At 39.9% G+C, this 18,708-nt stretch carries 5 protein-coding genes; 3 read left to right on the forward strand and 2 right to left on the reverse strand.

Translation table 11 applies throughout. The annotated features are described in order from the left end of the window. Positions 1-7: 7 nt before the first annotated feature. Genes gcvPA through gcvPB form a run of 3 tightly spaced genes read left to right on the forward strand, consistent with a single transcriptional unit; the run spans position 8 to position 5,173 of the window. Positions 8-1,348, forward strand: a complete 1,341-nt coding sequence (gene gcvPA, locus BIY37_RS11955) for an aminomethyl-transferring glycine dehydrogenase subunit GcvPA (RefSeq protein WP_070068076.1) — start codon at positions 8-10, stop codon at positions 1,346-1,348. 53 nt (positions 1,349-1,401) lie between these two features. Beyond that, complete coding sequence (locus tag BIY37_RS11960; protein WP_070068077.1) at positions 1,402-3,606, forward strand: diguanylate cyclase; 2,205 nt, start codon at positions 1,402-1,404, stop codon at positions 3,604-3,606. Between the two features lie 43 nt (positions 3,607-3,649). Then, positions 3,650-5,173, forward strand: a complete 1,524-nt coding sequence (gene gcvPB, locus BIY37_RS11965; RefSeq protein WP_070068078.1) for an aminomethyl-transferring glycine dehydrogenase subunit GcvPB — start codon at positions 3,650-3,652, stop codon at positions 5,171-5,173. A gap of 254 nt (positions 5,174-5,427) precedes the next feature. Here the strand turns inward: gcvPB and BIY37_RS11975 are convergent, their stop codons facing one another. Next, positions 5,428-10,077, reverse strand: coding sequence for a glycosyltransferase (locus BIY37_RS11975; protein ID WP_070068080.1), 4,650 nt, complete (start codon positions 10,075-10,077; stop codon positions 5,428-5,430). Between the two features lie 3 nt (positions 10,078-10,080). Further along, on the reverse strand, positions 10,081-18,252 hold the full coding sequence (locus BIY37_RS11980) for an FkbM family methyltransferase (protein ID WP_070068081.1): 8,172 nt from the start codon (positions 18,250-18,252) through the stop codon (positions 10,081-10,083). Positions 18,253-18,708: the final 456 nt, after the last annotated feature.

Raw genomic sequence — 18,708 nt, forward strand, 5'->3', positions numbered from 1 at the left:
AAATGCCATGGACTACATCCCAAACACCGAAGGTGACCGGAAAAAAATGCTCCAAGAAATGGGGTTACACTCCATTGAGCCGTTTCTGGCGGACATTCCGAAAACCCTGAGAAATTTTTCATTGAAATTATCACACGGCCTTTCAGAACCACAGGTGTTCAAATTCCTAAAACATTTAAGTAAAGAAAATACGAACACAGAACAATACTCCTCATTTCTAGGTGCAGGCGCCTATGAACATTATATCCCTTCTCTGGTTGATCATCTGGCTTCAAGGAGTGAATTTTATACCTGTTACACACCCTATCAGCCGGAAGTAAGCCAAGGTACCCTTCAAGCAATTTACGAATTCCAAACATTGATGTGCGAACTTACCGAAATGGATGTGGCCAATGCCTCCATGTACGACGGTTCTACTGCATTTGCCGAAGCAGCGCTGTTATCCATACGCTTCAAGGAAAAAAACAAAATTATTTGTTCACGGGCAACCCATCCAGAATACCGGCAAGTACTCAATACCTATTTAAAAGGAATGCATACAGAAATTGTGGAAATAGACGCTTCTGAAGGAATAACCGACATAAATCAATTGGAAAAGGCTATTGACGGCAATACCGCTTCTGTCCTAATTCAGAATCCAAACTTCTTTGGCTGTGTAGAAGATATGGAAACTATTTCGCAGATCGTGCACCGGCACAATTGCCTTTTTGTAGCCTGCGTAAACCCCATTTCTCTCGGTATGCTGAAACCGCCAGGTGAATATAACGCTGATATTGCCGTTGGCGAAGCACAGATTTTAGGAAATGATCTGAATTATGGCGGCCCCTATCTTGGTTTCTTCACCGTAAAGAAGGATTTTTTACGCAAGATTCCCGGGAGGATAGCAGGAGAAACGGTTGATCATCACGGGAACAGATGTTTTGTCCTCACCCTACAAGCCCGAGAGCAGCATATCAGAAGGGAGAAGGCAACCTCTAATATTTGCACTAACCAGGCCCTCCTTGCATTGAGGGCATGCATCTACCTTTGTACCTTGGGGAAAAAAGGCCTGGCAGAACTATCCATGCTGAATATCCAAAAAAGTCATTATGCGTATGAAAAGCTTTGTGCCCTGGATATCTTTGAACCTACATTTGAACAACCATTCTTTCATGAGTTTGCCATGAAATCCAAAGGTATTCTGCCAATACGAAAAATCAATGAACATCTGTTAAGAAAAGGTATTATTGGCGGATTAGAACTCGATGAATTTTACCCTGAGTTAGCCAATAGTATGCTTTTGTGCGTAACAGAAACGAAGAGCAAAGAGTCGATTGACCAATTGATTGCTGAATTGGCCAATCTATAATTTGTTGACATCTGGAATATTGACAGACTATAAAACGCAGTGGATTTCACAAAATGTTTCAAAAAAGAAGCGTAAGAAATAAATTCATTTTATTCACTTCATTACTCACGATTTTACCAGTAGGAATCCTTGCTGGTTTCAAAACAAATTTTTTCCGACAGCGTCTCACCACGATAGAACAAACAAACACAAACCCCATGAATACTGTCACCAAGAATGAATGGGAGGAAAAAGCGCATAGCCAGGTACATCTTTCAGCCAGAGAGATTACACGCACTACGAATGAACTTGACTATTCGGAGATTAACTATCTTCCAAACCTGAACATGGAAGGAAAGGGTTTCCGTTACGTTTCCGCCCGGAACGACAAGGGGCAGACCTTAAGTGATTCATCAAAAAGGTTAGGGTTACAAAGAAATATCTCTACCGGCGAACCTGCACAATATGCATCCGGTTCAGAAGAATTAACCAGACAAAGACAGAACGATGCTGTTGATGTAGTCGCACCCATCCCCGATGGGTCCAAGGTGCCTGGTATTGTCACAATTGGCTTTTCTCTCAATGAAACGAAAACAACCCCTGATGCGCTTCATAATGGGAAGACCAATAACCTTATTAAGCAATCGGCAACGATCTTTAAACAACACACCATCCTCTTCTTACCGGCAATTACGATTCCTGTCATGGTCATAGGATGGATCTTCATACGTGGATTAAGTTTACCCATACAGAGGCTGGTGATGGAGATGGAAAAGATAGCCAAAGGAGGTTTTCGACGCAGAGTAGAGATAAATTCTGAAGACGGTGCTGACAAGATTGGTCAATCTTTTAACGAGATGACCACAGATTTGCGAAAGGTTATCATTTCAAAAGAATATGCAAATGCTATTATAAAAAGTATGGATGTCTCAATTGTGCTCACATCTCCTGACTTCACAATACTGATGGTCAATCGGGCTACCTGCGAACTCTTAGGTTATCTTGAAAAGGATCTCATCGGTAAATCTCTTGCGGTATTGTTTTCGGATGAAGACGTATTCATCCTGTCACTGTTGGATTTGATTAAAAACAACCTCGTTCATAAAATTGAAAAGACTTTTTTATCAAAAGATGGAAGAAAAATACCGGTTCTTTTTTCTGGCACCGAAATTCGACAAAATAACGATGTTCTTCTGGGTATTGTATGTGTGGCACACGACATTACCGAGCGTAAACAAATAGAGGCGGAATTGAAGAGAGCGGTGGCACAAAGGGACATGAACATCAAAGACCTGGGATATCTTATGTATTTTTCCACCCTTATGAACGAAGAGGTACGGGAGGAAATATTAATTCATCATATGGCAAATGCCTTACAGGTGCACTTTCAACCGGAACTCCTGGCCGTACTCACCATAAACAAAACAAAGAATGTGTTTGATGCAGCACTCATAACGCCGCCAATGCCTCTCAATAAACTCATCAGAGATGAAGTGATTGTTGACCCATCACTATGCCAGGTAATAAGAACTGGTCGTGAAATTATTATAGACAATAATGCAAAAGATATCCTCTGTGAATGTAATATCTACAAAATTGAAGAAGGAGGATTTGCTTGCCTTCCTTTGATAACTGGCGGTACCATCTCCGGAATGGTCATCATAGGAAAAAAGGATAAGGAATACTGGTATAACGAAGATGTTCGCAAGCTGATCTTGGTATATGTAGGGTTGACAGCGTCCGCTCTCCAACGAGTCAGATTAATCGATTTAACCAGACGTGCAGCCATAACAGATTCACTCACGGGAGCATATAACAGGCGGTTTTTTGATGAGATGCTGAAGAAGCAAATTGCATTGGCAAAAAGACGCAGCGAATCACTTGGGCTTGTCATTGCTGACCTGGATCACTTCAAAAATATAAATGACACCTACGGACATATGACAGGAGACCGGGCGTTGCAACAAATCGCTTCTATTATGAAAAATTCTATTCGATCATCAGATGTTCTGGCGCGGTATGGCGGAGAGGAATTTATTATTATCATGCCTTCTATAGACATAACGAACACCCTTAAGAAGGCAGAGAGTCTTCGCCAACAAGTGGAATCATTTCAATTTCAAATTGACTCTGTTGGGCGGTCTCCACAAATAACAATAAGTATCGGAGTGGCTTCCTTTCCGGATCATGGTATCGATTACGATTCCCTGATATCGGCTGCTGATCTTGCCCTTTATAAGGCAAAGAAGAACGGAAGAAACAGGGTCGAAACCGTATAAATATTTCGTTACAAATATCTAGCTTTTTTAAAAGAGAAAAACCATGCACCAGAATGAACCACTCATCTTTGAAAAATCGTCACCTGGCAGACGCTGCTTCGTCCCTCCCGATTGTGATATACCAGAAAAACCCGTGACCAACTTTATTCCCCTAAAGATGTTACGGAAACAGGAGTTAAAATTACCGGAGGTTTCAGAGATCGACGTTGTTCGTCATTTTACAAGACTCTCCCAAAAGAACTTCTGTGTGGATACTAATTTTTACCCCCTGGGTTCATGTACCATGAAATACAATCCCAAAATCAACGAAGACACCGCACGTCTGGAAGGTTTCACAAAACTACATCCCTATCAGCCTATCGAACAATGTCAGGGCATCATGGAACTCCTATACAATCTCGAGCAAATTCTTATAGACATTTCCGGGATGAATGCCTTTACGTTACAACCTGCAGCGGGTGCGCATGGCGAATTAACAGGGATGCTGATAATTCGAGCCTATATGGAGAAACACGGTGAAAAGAGACACAAGATTATTATTCCTGATTCTGCACATGGTACCAATCCTGCCTCTGCTTCCCTTTGTAGTTATGAGGTCGAATCTATTCAGTCAAATACAGACGGTCTTATCGACTTAAAAAAACTAAAGGCCGTCTTTACACGAGATACTGCTGCACTTATGATTACCAACCCCAATACCCTTGGATTATTTGAAAAAGATATTCTGGAAATATGCAAGATAGTTCACGATGCTGGTGGACTTGTTTATTGTGACGGGGCTAATATGAATGCCCTCCTGGGCATTGCAAGACCAGGAGATATGGGCATAGACATTTTACATTTGAATTTGCACAAGACCTTTTCAACTCCCCACGGTGGAGGAGGCCCCGGCGCAGGTCCTGTTGGTGTTACTGAAAAGCTAAAACCATTTTTGCCGGTTCCAAGAATTGAAATAGCAAAGAAATCAGTAACAGAGCGCGTTCATGACATGGAAAAAGATACTTCCATGCCTAAATTATTACCGAATGATTATATCTTAAATTATGCTTATCCTGATTCCATAGGAAGAGTAAGGGCATTTTACGGTCATATAGGCATGATGATCCGCGCGTATACCTATCTGCTGTCCCTTGGCAAAGAAGGTGTTTGTAAGGTGGGAGAATATTCCATCTTAAACGCTAACTATCTGCAACATAAACTTAAAAGATATTTTGAAATTCCCTATGGAAAAACCTGTATGCACGAATTTGTCATTTCTGCAAAAAAACAAAAGCAAAAAGGTGTCTCCGCGTTGAATATTGCCAAGAGACTACTGGATTACGGTTTCCATGCCCCCACGGTTTATTTTCCACTCATCGTAGAGGAAGCTTTAATGATCGAACCTACGGAGACTGAATCGATGGAGACACTCCATGTCTTTGCTGATGCAATGATTCAGATAGCCATAGACATAGAACAACGGCCAGAGGTAGTGTGCAACGCCCCACAAACAACTCCCATTGGCCGTCCTGATGAAGTGAAGGCAGCACGGGAGCCGAAATTGAAGTGGCAGGACTTTCAAAGATAATTCTGACATCTTTAGCAAGGATATGAACAAAATTCACTCCGTCTGGGTGTGAAACCCTGACAGAGTTGAAATATGGATTTCGTGATTCAGATATAATTGCCGGAAGCATTGCAGTGACAGAAGATACGGATAGTCACTTAGTGCATGACGTGAAAGCCAATGAATACAAGATTTTCATAGCTTTTTATTTTTTCCTCGCAGTGAACATACATTATATAATCAACATTTTCTCATTTTTCTGTGACAAGATAGTTCTATGATACCTTTTTGAGATTTCGTTGCGCTTCCTGATAATTCACATCTATAGACAATGCCTTTTCAAAACACATTCTTGCATCGAGGTGCTTATTGTTTTTGAAATACAATACCCCCAAATTATTATATACCGTGGCATCCTTGCTGTTTAATTCAACTGCCTTTTTAAGTGTAGAAATGGCATCATCCGTTTGATTCATACCCGCATACATCAGTGCAAGGCTGTAATAAACAGAAAAAACATTTGGGTTAGCTTTCAATGCCTCTTTGTATGCATCAATGGCTTCGGATGTTTTTTTCTTCGTTTCAAATGCACATCCAATTCCATATAAAGCAAATTCATCAATGGGGTTCGTAGTCAGTATTTTCGAATATAATGCAATAGCCTCATCTATGTTTCCCGAGTTTAATGCCTCTTGCCCTTGCGTCAGCAGGGAAGCGTTCAGATCAACTAAACTCTTATGTAACTCAAGCAACTCATCATAATCAACATCAGGCCACTTTTCTCTGAACCGGGACCCATTAACCGAAATACTATCCTGGTAATCGATTTGATTCTCAAGGAATGTCTTACTCCTGTAATGATGAATAAATACACTCTCATCCACCATAATAGCAAAACCTTTTTTTCTTACCTTGAGACATAAGTCATCGTCTTCATAATTTCCTGTGCCAAAGGATTCATCTAAACCTCCCACCTCCTCATAAAGCGATTTTTTCATCAGAATCGCAAAACCGGCAATGCGGTATCGAGGAGTCAGCCGCCCGTTGTATACCTTTCTTATCTTTTGAGCAAAACAATGGAATCCGTTTTCATCCGTATAGGGAATATCCTTTACCATTTGTCTGCCACTGATAGAATTGGTTATTGGTCCTACCATGCCAATTTTTTCGCTCCTTGCGAGACTTTCCACAAGATTATCCAGCCAGCCGTCAGAAACCAGGATGTCATTATTGAGCAATATTATGTAATCTCCACTTGCCGCTGATACTCCCTGGTTATTGCCGGCGGCAAAACCCTTGTTTTCTTGATTCTCAATAAGTTTGTAGCCTGCGTGACTTGGACATGAATTTGTTTGTTCTTCAAGCAATTTGCGGAGGTATCCTACGGTACCATCTGTTGATCCATTATCCACGAAAATGATCTCGTGTGGGTAGTTTGTGTGTTGCCGGATTGAACTGACGCACTGTTGAGTATATTTTAAGGCATTATAAGTAAGAATGATTATAGAGACAAGACTTCGAGGTTTACAAGCGAACGACCCGGCAGAAATCGTATTGGATATGTGATAACGCTGTATTTTATTATTTTCAGCAATTATCGTTGAGCCGTCTTCCCTGATAATAATATCCGGTTTAATCTTACTAATCCACTTGCTATGCAATCGTTGAATATTTTCTGAAACTTTTGAAAAACGCTCCGGGCCGCTTTTTGACTCATGATGAGTTACAACACTCTCAGGCTGGTAAACAAGTTTCCATCCCTTCTCCTGAAGTTTAAAGCATAAATCGACATCTTCGTATCCATTCCAATAGTTTTCATCAAATCCGCCGGTTTGAGTGAATGCAGATTTACGCATTAATAAGCAAGCGCCGGTTAAGGCCTGATACCGGCGTAATTGGTTCGCTTCTGCAGCATCTCCTGGTTCTCCGTAATAAATATGCCTGGCAACCAGCGGGTCTGGTAATTTTTGATCATCGATAATTACTACCCCTGCATGCTGAATGGTTCCGTCTGGAAACAAGAGTTTCGCCCCCACTGCCCCTACGGAACTATCTTGGGTAAGGATATTCAGAAGCGGTTCCAGCCAGTCTTTTCGTGGTTCCGTATCGTTGTTTAAAAAGAGGAGATAATCCGTAGAAGCCATTCGTGCCCCCTGATTGCAAGCCGTGGAAAATCCCAGATTCATATTATTAACGATAATTTTAATATCACCTTCTAAGCTCTTCAGAAATTCTCCGGTGCCATCCGTTGATGCGTTATCAATAATGATGACGTCGTATAATTCTCCCGGTGTATTTTTTATTATTGCCTCAAGGCATTTTTGTGTGAATTCAACTTTGTTGAAGACAGGAATAATGATAGAAACCTTCTGAAGCTGCTTAATCCATGCAGTTTGTAAATGTAAAACACGCTGCTTACCTTTTGAATACATTCCGTATCTTTCATAAATAATATTTAGTGTTCTCAGAAAATCATTCCGCTTCTCCCCCGACATACTGGTACTGTCGGCTCTCCATGTAAACTCACCAGTGATCTTTGGTATATGGACAAAATGATATTTTCTGGACATGCGGATCCATAAATCCCAGTCTTCATGGGTGGTAAGTGATTCATCAAAAAATCCCACTTCGTCCAAACATGATTTTTTATGCATAATACAGAGAACTGGAAAGAGGTTTTGTGCCAATATGAGGTCGGAATCGAAATCAAAGGAATAAGGGACATCTTTTTGCTTTACGATATACCTTCCATTCTCCGTATCCTGGCACACACGGAACGCATCGGTATAGGCTACTTTATCTTCGTGTGTTTCCAGATATGTTACAAGGGTTTCTATATGATCCTGATAAAATCTGTCGTCGTCATCGAGATAGGCAATATACTCACCCGAGGCATGCCTGATAGCAGTATTCCTTGCTGCCGCAAGCCCTTTATTCTCGGGGTGAACAAGATATTGAATACACAACCGATCATGAAACAGGTCGACAACCGCAGACACATCTTCTCCTGCATCATTCACCACAATAACCTCAAAATGTTCATACGTCTGTGAAGCAATGCTTTCCAGGGTAACTTTCAGGGTATCCGGCCTGTTAAAAGTTGGAACAATGACAGAAACAAGAGGGTTGTTTTTTAAGGGAAGCGAACAATCCTGAGATAATATTTTTTTAGCCTCTAAAAGGGATTTTGAATCGTAAAGGTTTGGGTGATTGAGAACAATTTGAGCCATTAACTCCCGATGATGTTCGAGGGCATTGGTATACATACTCCTCTCTTTCACCCGGTAGAGAAACAAAGGTTCAGGAATTCTCTTTCCATAATGTCCTTTTTCTCCGCAAGATATCCAGAAGTCCCAGTCTTCGTAACCCCAGGTCATGTTGGGATTATATCCTCCTGCAGACTCCCAGGCTTTTCGTCTATACAAGGAACCATAGTTAAGATGATTTTGAAAACGCAATCGATTAAAATCATACTCATCTGCACAAATAATCTGATTCACACTGCCAAATTGTTTTACATCAGTATAGGCAATTGCAATCTCTGACTGGGCTTCCAAGAGCGCAACCGTCTTCTTTAACATTTCAGAATGTACTAAATCATCTGCATCGAGCGGAAGAATGAATTTTCCCTTAGAAACTTTGATTCCCGCATTCCGTGCGCATGACAGACCCTGGTTAACCTGATTAATAAGCTGGATTTGATTGTCTGAATATTTTTTAATTAACGATTTGGCAACTTGTGTTGTATTGTCGGTGCTGCCATCATTAACAATAATACACTCCCAGTTTTTATAGTTTTGATTAACCACGCTTTCAACTGCTTCTGGTAAGAAGTTCGCCTGGTTGTAACAAGGAATTATTACCGAGACTAGTGGCTCGGAAGTTTGAATCGTTCGTGTCTGCTTCGCATCATTATTTTGATTCAAAATACTTTTTCCAGCCATGTTTGTGTTAATCTGCTTTAAATTCATATAATTAAATATCGTTTCAAAACGATGTTGCCAGGTATGTTCAGTTATAGTTCGTTTATATCCATTTGTTGCAATTTCGTTTCGTTCATCTTCATTTTTAAGGTAATATTTAGCCTTTTCTATTAATTCATCTACTGAATTGAATATTACTATCTCTTTTTCCTCCTCGTAGTAATCCTTGAGATTATCAGCATTGCTGGACAATTGAAAACTTCTTGTTCCCGGGATCTCAAAATTCCTTCCTTTAATCTGCTGCCCGATTAACGTTGATGAATTTGATAAATTAAGATTAATTTTACTCCGCGAAAATATCCTCACCATTTGATGAAAAGGGATGCGCGGCCGGTTTTCCCATCCAAAACCGAAGACCTCTAGCTTGTATCCATTTTGCAGTAATTTTGCCAAGACTTCTACACGATTACCATGAGGTTGTCCTACAAAACCCATCTCTATATCTTTTGGAATATCATAAGGAATATACAATTCATGGTTGCATGCCCATTGAGTCTTTATGACTTTATGGGATATACCCATATTTTTATATTTTGGAATAGCGTCATTCGCCGTTGTGCAAATAACATCAAAATGTGGAGCAACTACGGAGCTATATTTTTCAAACCTCCAGTGATCGTCACAAAACCAATGAACCGTTGCCGTACCCAATGACGATATTTGTTTAAATACCTCATAGCATGGATCACGGTTAAAATCGAATAACACGGCAAACAGACACGTTGGCCTTTCTCTCTTAGCTAATTCATACAAATCTTGCGTCATTAAATCTAACCCAAGGTTCAATCCCTGCTCCATAAAATCGAAGTGAACAAAATCCCAATGGTGTTTTTCGGAATAGCTTTTCAGTGGATGATAAAAATTCCGATGCTCAAACGAAAAGCCTCTTGCTTTATCGCCGTAATCATACCTCATTCCAACATATAACAATTTCTGCTTCATGGTCTATTTTGATAATTGCTGATATACATCATTTAGAGTAGGGTTATTACCGTCTAATTCTAACGCGTCTTCTATATATTTTTTTGCTTCAGAAACTTCACCATTTTTTAAAAGAATTTCAGCGGCATGAAGGTAGTGAGTACTGTCCGCGTAGTTAGCTTCGATTTGCCTTTGAATATCGAATAATTTGCGTTTCCATAAGTTATCTGATATATCGTTTTCTTGTGTGCCTGTCTTTCCATGATAAAGCTGTAAATAAAGATTTTCGTACTTATCTATTATAGATTCCCAGGTAAGTTTTTCCTTCCATTCTTGCCATCCTTCCCTGACAAGTTGTTTTCGAAAACATTCGTCATCCAATATTTTATTGGCATTAACAGCCATTTCATCAGGCTTACAAACGATTCCACCTTTCCATTCACGTACATTCCCACAATCTGTAGAGACAAAGGGCGTCTTCGATGCCTTAGCCTCAATAATCACCAATGGTGATGCTTCCCGATATGAACCAAATAAAAATATATCCGCCTCGTGAAAAGCTGCAAGGATATCTTCGCGCGGAACATCAACGTGAAATTGGATATTCATGCCTTGTGATTGTGCTTTAAGGTTACTTATTTGATCGCCTCCTTTACCAATAAAAACCATAGTAAAATCGTTGCGATTCATAAGCCGGACACACTCGATAACTCTATCGTGTCCTTTTTCGACATAATAATTTGCAACACATAATCCGTAAAATGGAGTATTTACCAGGTATTTTTCACGGAATTTTACCAGAGGAGGTTTCGTGAATTCTTCTTCATCAACACCGTTAGGAATGACGAGACTATTTACAAACCCATGATTCCTTGCATATTCATAATCCTGATAGCATGACGAGTGATAGATTGACGCATCATATTGAGGAAGAACTGCAGGAATCATACAATTAAAGTAATCTGCAAATTGGGGCCAGCGAATGGTACGGCTATCTGAAAGTGCAGAATAACCACACGGCGCTATGATATTAACCTTAGGTTTCCTTACTGATTGCACCGCTTCAAAAGCCAGATCGGTTGCCCATTGCTGAGCAGCATAGTTCATCATAATATCTGACGGATGGCTTCTTAAAAAATCCTTGTATCGGCCGACATCATTACCCCATATACCATTTCCAAAAGATCCTTTCACTGAAAATTCTTCAATATGAACGCCATTCAGTTCACGAGTATTGCGACAATCAAGTTTTGCAGTAGCAACGGTAACACGATATCCGCGGCTTACAAGTCGTTCTGATATTTGCTGAACCACGGTTTGAGCGCCACCCGTATGAGGATAATAAAACTCAACGGTGTGAAGGATCGAGGGTTTCTTATGCGGACGACTCACAAGAACCTGAGGTAGCGATTGTTTCGTATTTTTCTGTTCCTCTGTTATGTAATATTGTTGGATCTTTTTAGCAAGCATTTTCTGCGTCTTCATCCGTGTATTTCCAATGCTTTCCGAATGCAACCGAATCCTGTGCAGTACTTCCGGAACATTTGCTAATTCAAATCCAGCAATTAATGCACGTGCAAAAAAATCATAATCATCAACACTACGATATTCTTCACGATAGCCACCAATTTTATGAAATACCTCACGACGAATCAGCGCAGCGCTGTTGATCATTGAATTTACGTCACCGAAAGTTTCACGAATGCGCCAGGACTGCCATTCTATCGGAGGTTGACCTCTTGTATTACCTGTATCATCAAAATATTCGGCAAAGCAGCCCACAATCGCTATTTCCGGATGAGTTTCAAGACATTCAACCAATTTTTCCAGTTTTATTGGTAATGAGATGTCGTCGCTATCATGATTAAGCAAATATTTTGAATTGGGATTTGTGTGCTTTATTGCCTCATTTCTGGTTTTAACCTCACCGTTGTGCATTAATGCCAGGACTCTGATTCTCTTTTCACGGCTTGAATAAGTATTTGCAATTTCAAGTGATTTATCGGTAGAGCCATCATCAGCAATAACGATCTCAAAATCACGAAAGGTTTGTGCAAGAATTGAATCCAGGGTTTCGGTAAGGTATTTTGCACCGTTATATACCGGCATAAAAATGGATACTTTTGGCGCTGTGTCGTCGTTCGCTTTTATTAATACTTTATCTAACTTAGAACACATTACCTGCCATAGTCTTTCCTCACTTCCAGACTCATCAATCATACTATTGCGTAACAAATTCTTTGCATTCTGTTGCAGTTCCGAAAAATCAACGACTCGTTTCTTTTTAGCCTGAACTATAATGTTCCTTGTCATCTGCCATTGGGCAAAATTATACTCGATGTCATCAAACCCTAATTTGTCCAAGACCTCTTGAAATTTATCTTTGTACCATCCATCCTTGTGTACCGCCCATTCCGCTTCATGGGATCCAAAGATGTGTCGTATAACTTCTTGCTTCTGTTTGGACGAACATTGTAATGATGCCAGGAGTGCTACGCTTAACTCGAAATCAGGCGTTTCAATGAAAAGGCTTCCACCTACTTTCAACCACTGATTCCAATTACAGAGTAACGCCAGCGCCGTCGGACGGTCAAAATGTTCAAACACATGATGCAAACGAATTTCTTCAACTGTTTGATTTGGAAAGCATAAGGTAGTAATGTCGGAGTACGCCTCTGCACCCGATTGTATCTGCACCGTATGCTCAAATACCGGATAATCGATATTTATGTATCCTTTAAGGTTTCGTTCACCACACCCAAGATGTAGCCGTACCGGCTGCCCGCCAGCCAAAACACCTTCCTTTCGCAACTGATCAAGGGTATTTACACCCGGACTGAGCGCCATCCGTCGCCTTGCTTCCACTCTATCAGAGGACATATCTGTATTCGCAAGATTTATTACATCTGCATTGCTTTCTTCCAGGTACATACGTCTCGGTTCCGGAATCTTTGTAGCAACGAAATGTTTCCATTTATCTTGATACAATTTAATATCCAGCACACTATCATTCAGGTTTGATTTCTTTTGTTCATCGAGAATGTTGTTATGAATAACCAGGCTTTGTGGTAATGGAATGAGTACTTTGCCCTTTTCATAGAGCTTGAGGCATATATCACCATCGGCGCAATAAAACTTGTAATCTTCATTCAGACCACAAACACCTCTCAGATCTTCTAATCTCAATAACCCATAGTTCATGAGCAACTTTTGTCCATAGGTATAATCGATGCCATATTTTTCCCATCCTGGTTCAGCACTTATATTTTTGTAAAAGAATATCCCTCCAGCCACTTCAGGATTTTGCCTATTCAGATGCTCGACTGCTTTGGAAATACAATCCTCATGAAAGGCAATATCATCACTTGCGTACATTCCCCATATGCCCTTGGCCTTTGAAAATCCATAGTTATAGAGCTGCGGCCATGAATGCCTTCCCTCACCTAAGCATGCCTTTTCATTGTAAATTTGCCGGATATTATGTTTTCGTAATATTTCCAAGGTATTATCTGAAGAGTTGCCCTCAATGACGATTACCTCATACTGTACACCGCGAGTTGCCTTTGCCAGGCTTGTAAGCATCTCATCAAGAAGCCTGGCTCGATTTTTTGTGGCAATGATAATACTAACGTCAATTGTGCCGGTTGACTCTATTGTTTTAGAAACTGATGAGGTACCGGACTCTTGAAGTTGATCAAGATATTTAAGGTTTTCTTTTGCTATTACATTTGTATTATCAGTACTCAGCACCGTTTCTAAAAAGTATCTGGCCGAGTTAAAGTTGTTTTCAAGAATGCTGATAACCGCGAGACTGTTTAATGCATTACACTGTTTGTCATCAATCTTTAAAATATTTTCCAGTAATTCACGGGCTTGCGCATACTCTCCCAATTGGATTAAATTCTCAGCTTTTGAAAGTGATTTAGAATGAGTAACTCGGTCGCCAAGGTATTTGACATTTTGATGTGCAACCTCATTCTGTGGGTCAATATGCAGAACCTTTGCCAGAATTTCCTCCGCAGATCTCCAATTTTCTTGCATAATTTCTGTAACGGCAAGATTATTCAAGGCTTTTATATTGTTCGGTGATTGACTAAGAATCTTTGATAGAAGTTCTTTCGCCTCTTGTGTTTTTCCATTTATTAATGCTTGTTTCGCCTGATGGTTTGAAATATCTACAGACTGTTGCAAATCTCTGACTGGCATATCATGTGATGTTTCCTTACAGAATAGAATATCACTAACCATAGCGGTTTCAACGGACTCGGCATCTATAAAATTGCTAAACAACCGCCACTTTGGTTGATCTATTTGTGGATTCCACAATGTACTGTTCTGAACAAACATCCGTGGCTTTTTTGATCTGTTCATGAGAGTTTGTTCTACTGCTTTTGTCATAACTTCTGGATTTACACCCTTGATACAATATTCGGTCTGATATTTACATTTCCAATTACAACCATAGCATTCCAGTGGAAGGCATACTACAGATGTAAGTGGTGAATATGGCATAAAACGTCCAAAGTGTCCGCCTCCTAGCAATATAACATTTTTTATACCAACGGCGCACGAAATATGAGCTGTTCCGGTTTCTGCACCAACTGCCAGAATGCAACGTTTTAGCAAAGCCGCTGTCTGCCGGAGTGTAGTTTTTCCACTCAGATTTATTGTTTTGGAACCGATATCATTAAGATTCTGCTGGTTGATTGTATGATCTCTATCAGTACCAAAGGCAAGGACAGTGAATTGGTTTTCTTTACAAATTTGCGACAGGGCTTTTCCGTAATGTTGATAGAGACGTTCATCGCATTGTGCACCAGCAAAAATCGCAATTGTTTTTTCTGGCTGCAGGTCATGGTTACTAAAATAGCTATCAGCAAATTGCTCATCTGCCGATGTTAACCAGACAGTCGGCTGTAAAGTTGGCACTTCAATTCCAATACCTTTTAAAAAATCTTTATGTCGGTCAAGTTCAAGCTTAGATTCTTGGTTATCGGGTAATATATGTGTATAATACTTATTGTGTTCATCCCTGAGTTCACCTGAAATATTGCATAGATTGCCGTTAAATGCGAGTCTCTCTTTGGCTCCGCTACCTAATGTAAACACATCTGTTAACGGTTCTCGGGAATATACAGAGTTCAAGGCATGGTCTGCGTTTACTGACTTTAACTTTCGTAAAATATCGGCTCTGTATTGCTCATTTTCATATGCCAACGACTTGTTGTAACGAATGACATCAAACACAAACGGACACGACTCGTAAAGTTCTGCTATGTGTTCCTGACAGACGACAGTAATATTTGCATTATTATATTTCTCGTGAATATAAGGCAGCATTGATGAGGCAAGTACATTGTCGCCAATTGAATCAGTGCGAATCCAGAGCACATTTTGTACTTCGGTTGTGGCTGTATTATTTTTTTTAAAGTGCCATTGTCCACCAATACTCCGTTGAGCAATAGGGTGAATGTTTTGCGATTGGACAGTATTAACCTGGGCGGAGTCCTTTACCCAGGTAAAGTAATTATTCAGTGCCACCGGGAAACTAGATTCTCGCTGAAGCTCCTTCCATTGCTCTACCGCGTTTCTATAACCGTAATAAACCTCTTTGAAACGAAGTTGTTTCTCAAGCGTGTAGGCATAATGCTGAAAAATTATATTTTGCGCTTCAGTTTCTTTATGCATGAATGGGTTCTTTGTTGCCACGTCTATCAATTGGCCATCCCGTGTCTGTTGACAAAGACGGGGTGGTTCATGTGAACTCCAGCGAAAGCCTGGTTGAAATTTCCATGTACGAAGCCATTCATAACTTGTGTTGTTTCCATAGGTATCACGAGTTGTTATTACAAGGTTTTCACCGACAAAAAAGTGGCATAAAAAATAAGCAGATGTTTTATCTGGATGCTGTAAGAACAAGGAACGCATAGTACAAATTTGCTCCATTGTCCAGAGTTCATCGGCATCCACTTGCCAAAGCAGGCATTCTTCATTAATATTTAATAAAGGTGCGTTAATCATCTCAAGCTTGCCGTCCCAAAAGACGCCGTTTGGCTTGCGGTATATTGTTATATTTTCTGAATATTGTTCCTTGAGTTCGTTAAGATATTCGGTAGTACCATCATTGCTTAGACCGTTTTGGTGTATCTCGTCTGTAATGCGTCCGCCAAATTGTAAGCTCCACGCAGTGTCGTGCTTCAAGTCTGCCACACCTTCTACGATATGCCAATGCCATTTAAATGGCAATTGTCTGAAGACCTCGATATGATGGCGAATGAATGGTTCGCCATTCAGCACAATGGTAAAAAAATTGATTGACATATTTGATGAATTGTTGTGCTCCGATTCTAAGTGATTCATCGGAAAAGCAATGTAATTTTCATAAAAAGAATTTGAATCTGTTACTTTATCACCGATAGTACCGTCCTTGAAAATGGTATGGCATTCGTAACCGTTGGCAATAAGCAGATCAAACACATATTGCGCCTTAGTGCTTAGCCCCTCCAGCATTTTTTGAGAAATTTCAAACTGTAAATAGCGAATCGCCTTATTTTTGAGAAGTTCCAGAGCTCCTTCAAGCGCAAACACCTCCGCCCCCTCCACATCTAATTTTAAATAGTCAATCCTGCTGATGTGGTTTTCTTTACAAAATGAGTCCAGGGTAATGGCTTCGACTTCAACAGATTTTATGATAGGAACAAATTCTTTCTCGTTCTTCGGATCTACCATCCGTGGTTTGCCCAAACTATTCCACGAACAATACAGATCGGGAAATTCATTCAATATAACTTTCGTGTTTTTTGAATAGACTGCCTTTAGGAAAAGGTTCACGTTAGAGCACCTACTCTTATTTAATGCTGAAGAAATTATATTAAAAGAATTTTGTGATGGTTCGAATGCGTAAACCTTCCCTTTTTCCCCAACGAGAAGACTAAATAATTTCGTGTATTTACCAATATTTGCACCGACATCAAAAACTACCATCCCTTTTTTTACTATATTTCTGACGAGTATTTGTTCGCTTAGCTCAGAATCAAACTGATAATCATCATTGGAATTATCTGTCGAATTGAGTTGCTTCGAAGCAGTACAGCTCGACAAGTCGTTAGTCTTGCTATCTATTTCAATGGAATTGTCTCCCTTGATACCATTGATACCAAAGGCTTTTGAAAGGATTAAAGTATATTGCTGGAGGACCGATTTCTTAAACTCATCCGCATCCTGAGCGATCTTGTGCAGACTAATCTCTGAAATTGCATCTAATGCTTGATAGAATTTATCTATATTATTTACCCAGACTGAGTGCGGAAATCCTTCCAGTGTATGAGTATGTCTATCAGTATCATTGATAATAACTCCTGGAATCCCATGCCCGTTGGCAAAAAGGCTTGAATGAAGCCTTGTTGTTACAACAAGATCATATCTTGAATAGATCTCGAATAGATCTTGATAAAATGAAGAGAAGATAACGGGGATATCATAGCCTTTTAGCAAGTCGAGAAAATGAAAATACTCCGTTTTGTGATGGGCAATAACCTCAACCACATACTTCCGAGACAATTCACGAAGAATGCATAGCGCCAGTTCGTGCATTGACTTGTCACAGCACTGGTTTGTTATACCGATTTCGTGTGGAAGTTGAATTGAAAAAACGATCTTTTCAATTGTTTTATCAGGGGGAACAATTTTTACCTTATCAACAGACAAGATAGAGGGACAGTTTATATGATAGTACGGGAGATTTAAGTTCGAAATAAATTTAGGCGTTTTTTTTGTTCTTCCAATGATTACCTTTGCATTCTTAAAGATAGTAGCTTCTGGCTCTTCATTGATATATTTTTCCACGTAATCATTTTCATAACCACCACCTATCAGGTATACACGGTCTTGAAGACTGTTAGCAATGACCCAGTTATATAAGTCTTTAATTTCTAATCCCGCAGATAACCCAACCACAACCACGGCATCAACAGAATGACAATATTTCCCGATATCTCCCTTTGCTACAGTGTTACTAATGCCGCGGAATTTACTCGACGGGAAATAATCGGCATTGAAATTATAGAATAATAAGTTAATGATGGATTCACCAAAAAGCCTTTTTAGAATGTTTATTGTGCCGTCTCGTTCAAAATCATCTCCGGGGTTCCAAAAGCTTGTTCCGGAAATTACAATATTTTTTGTTATTTCTTTCATATCTGTCTCGCTCCAGTCCAGAACACCCGCGATATTTCTCTATCTAATTTATTAGTAGAGAATTTCTTATGTCCCGGTTCCTGTCTATTGCTCGCATCAAAAGTATTAGCTTTTTATCTGGTTGAAAAACTGAATAATTAAAATATGAACAACTACAAACATTAATGAGGACATCAGAACGCAGCAAAGTCGCAACCAGATACCTACTATCAAAGGCGGCGATGAGGATTGTAAATCTTCCAAAAATGAAAGATTTTACACGGTAACACTACACTGACTAATAAGAATGCGCAGGGTGGCGCACAACGGAGTAAGGAATTAAGTAAAATAGATAGCTACCGGAAATGAAAAGTTTGTTCTGAAATACTTCATTCACATTGTCAGTTATCATACTGAAAAGAAGGAGTCCCACATTTGTTACATCATAATAAATATGAAAATACTTTTATGAGTTGT

The organism is Candidatus Brocadia sapporoensis, assembly GCF_001753675.2.
Taxonomy (GTDB): domain Bacteria; phylum Planctomycetota; class Brocadiia; order Brocadiales; family Brocadiaceae; genus Brocadia; species Brocadia sapporoensis.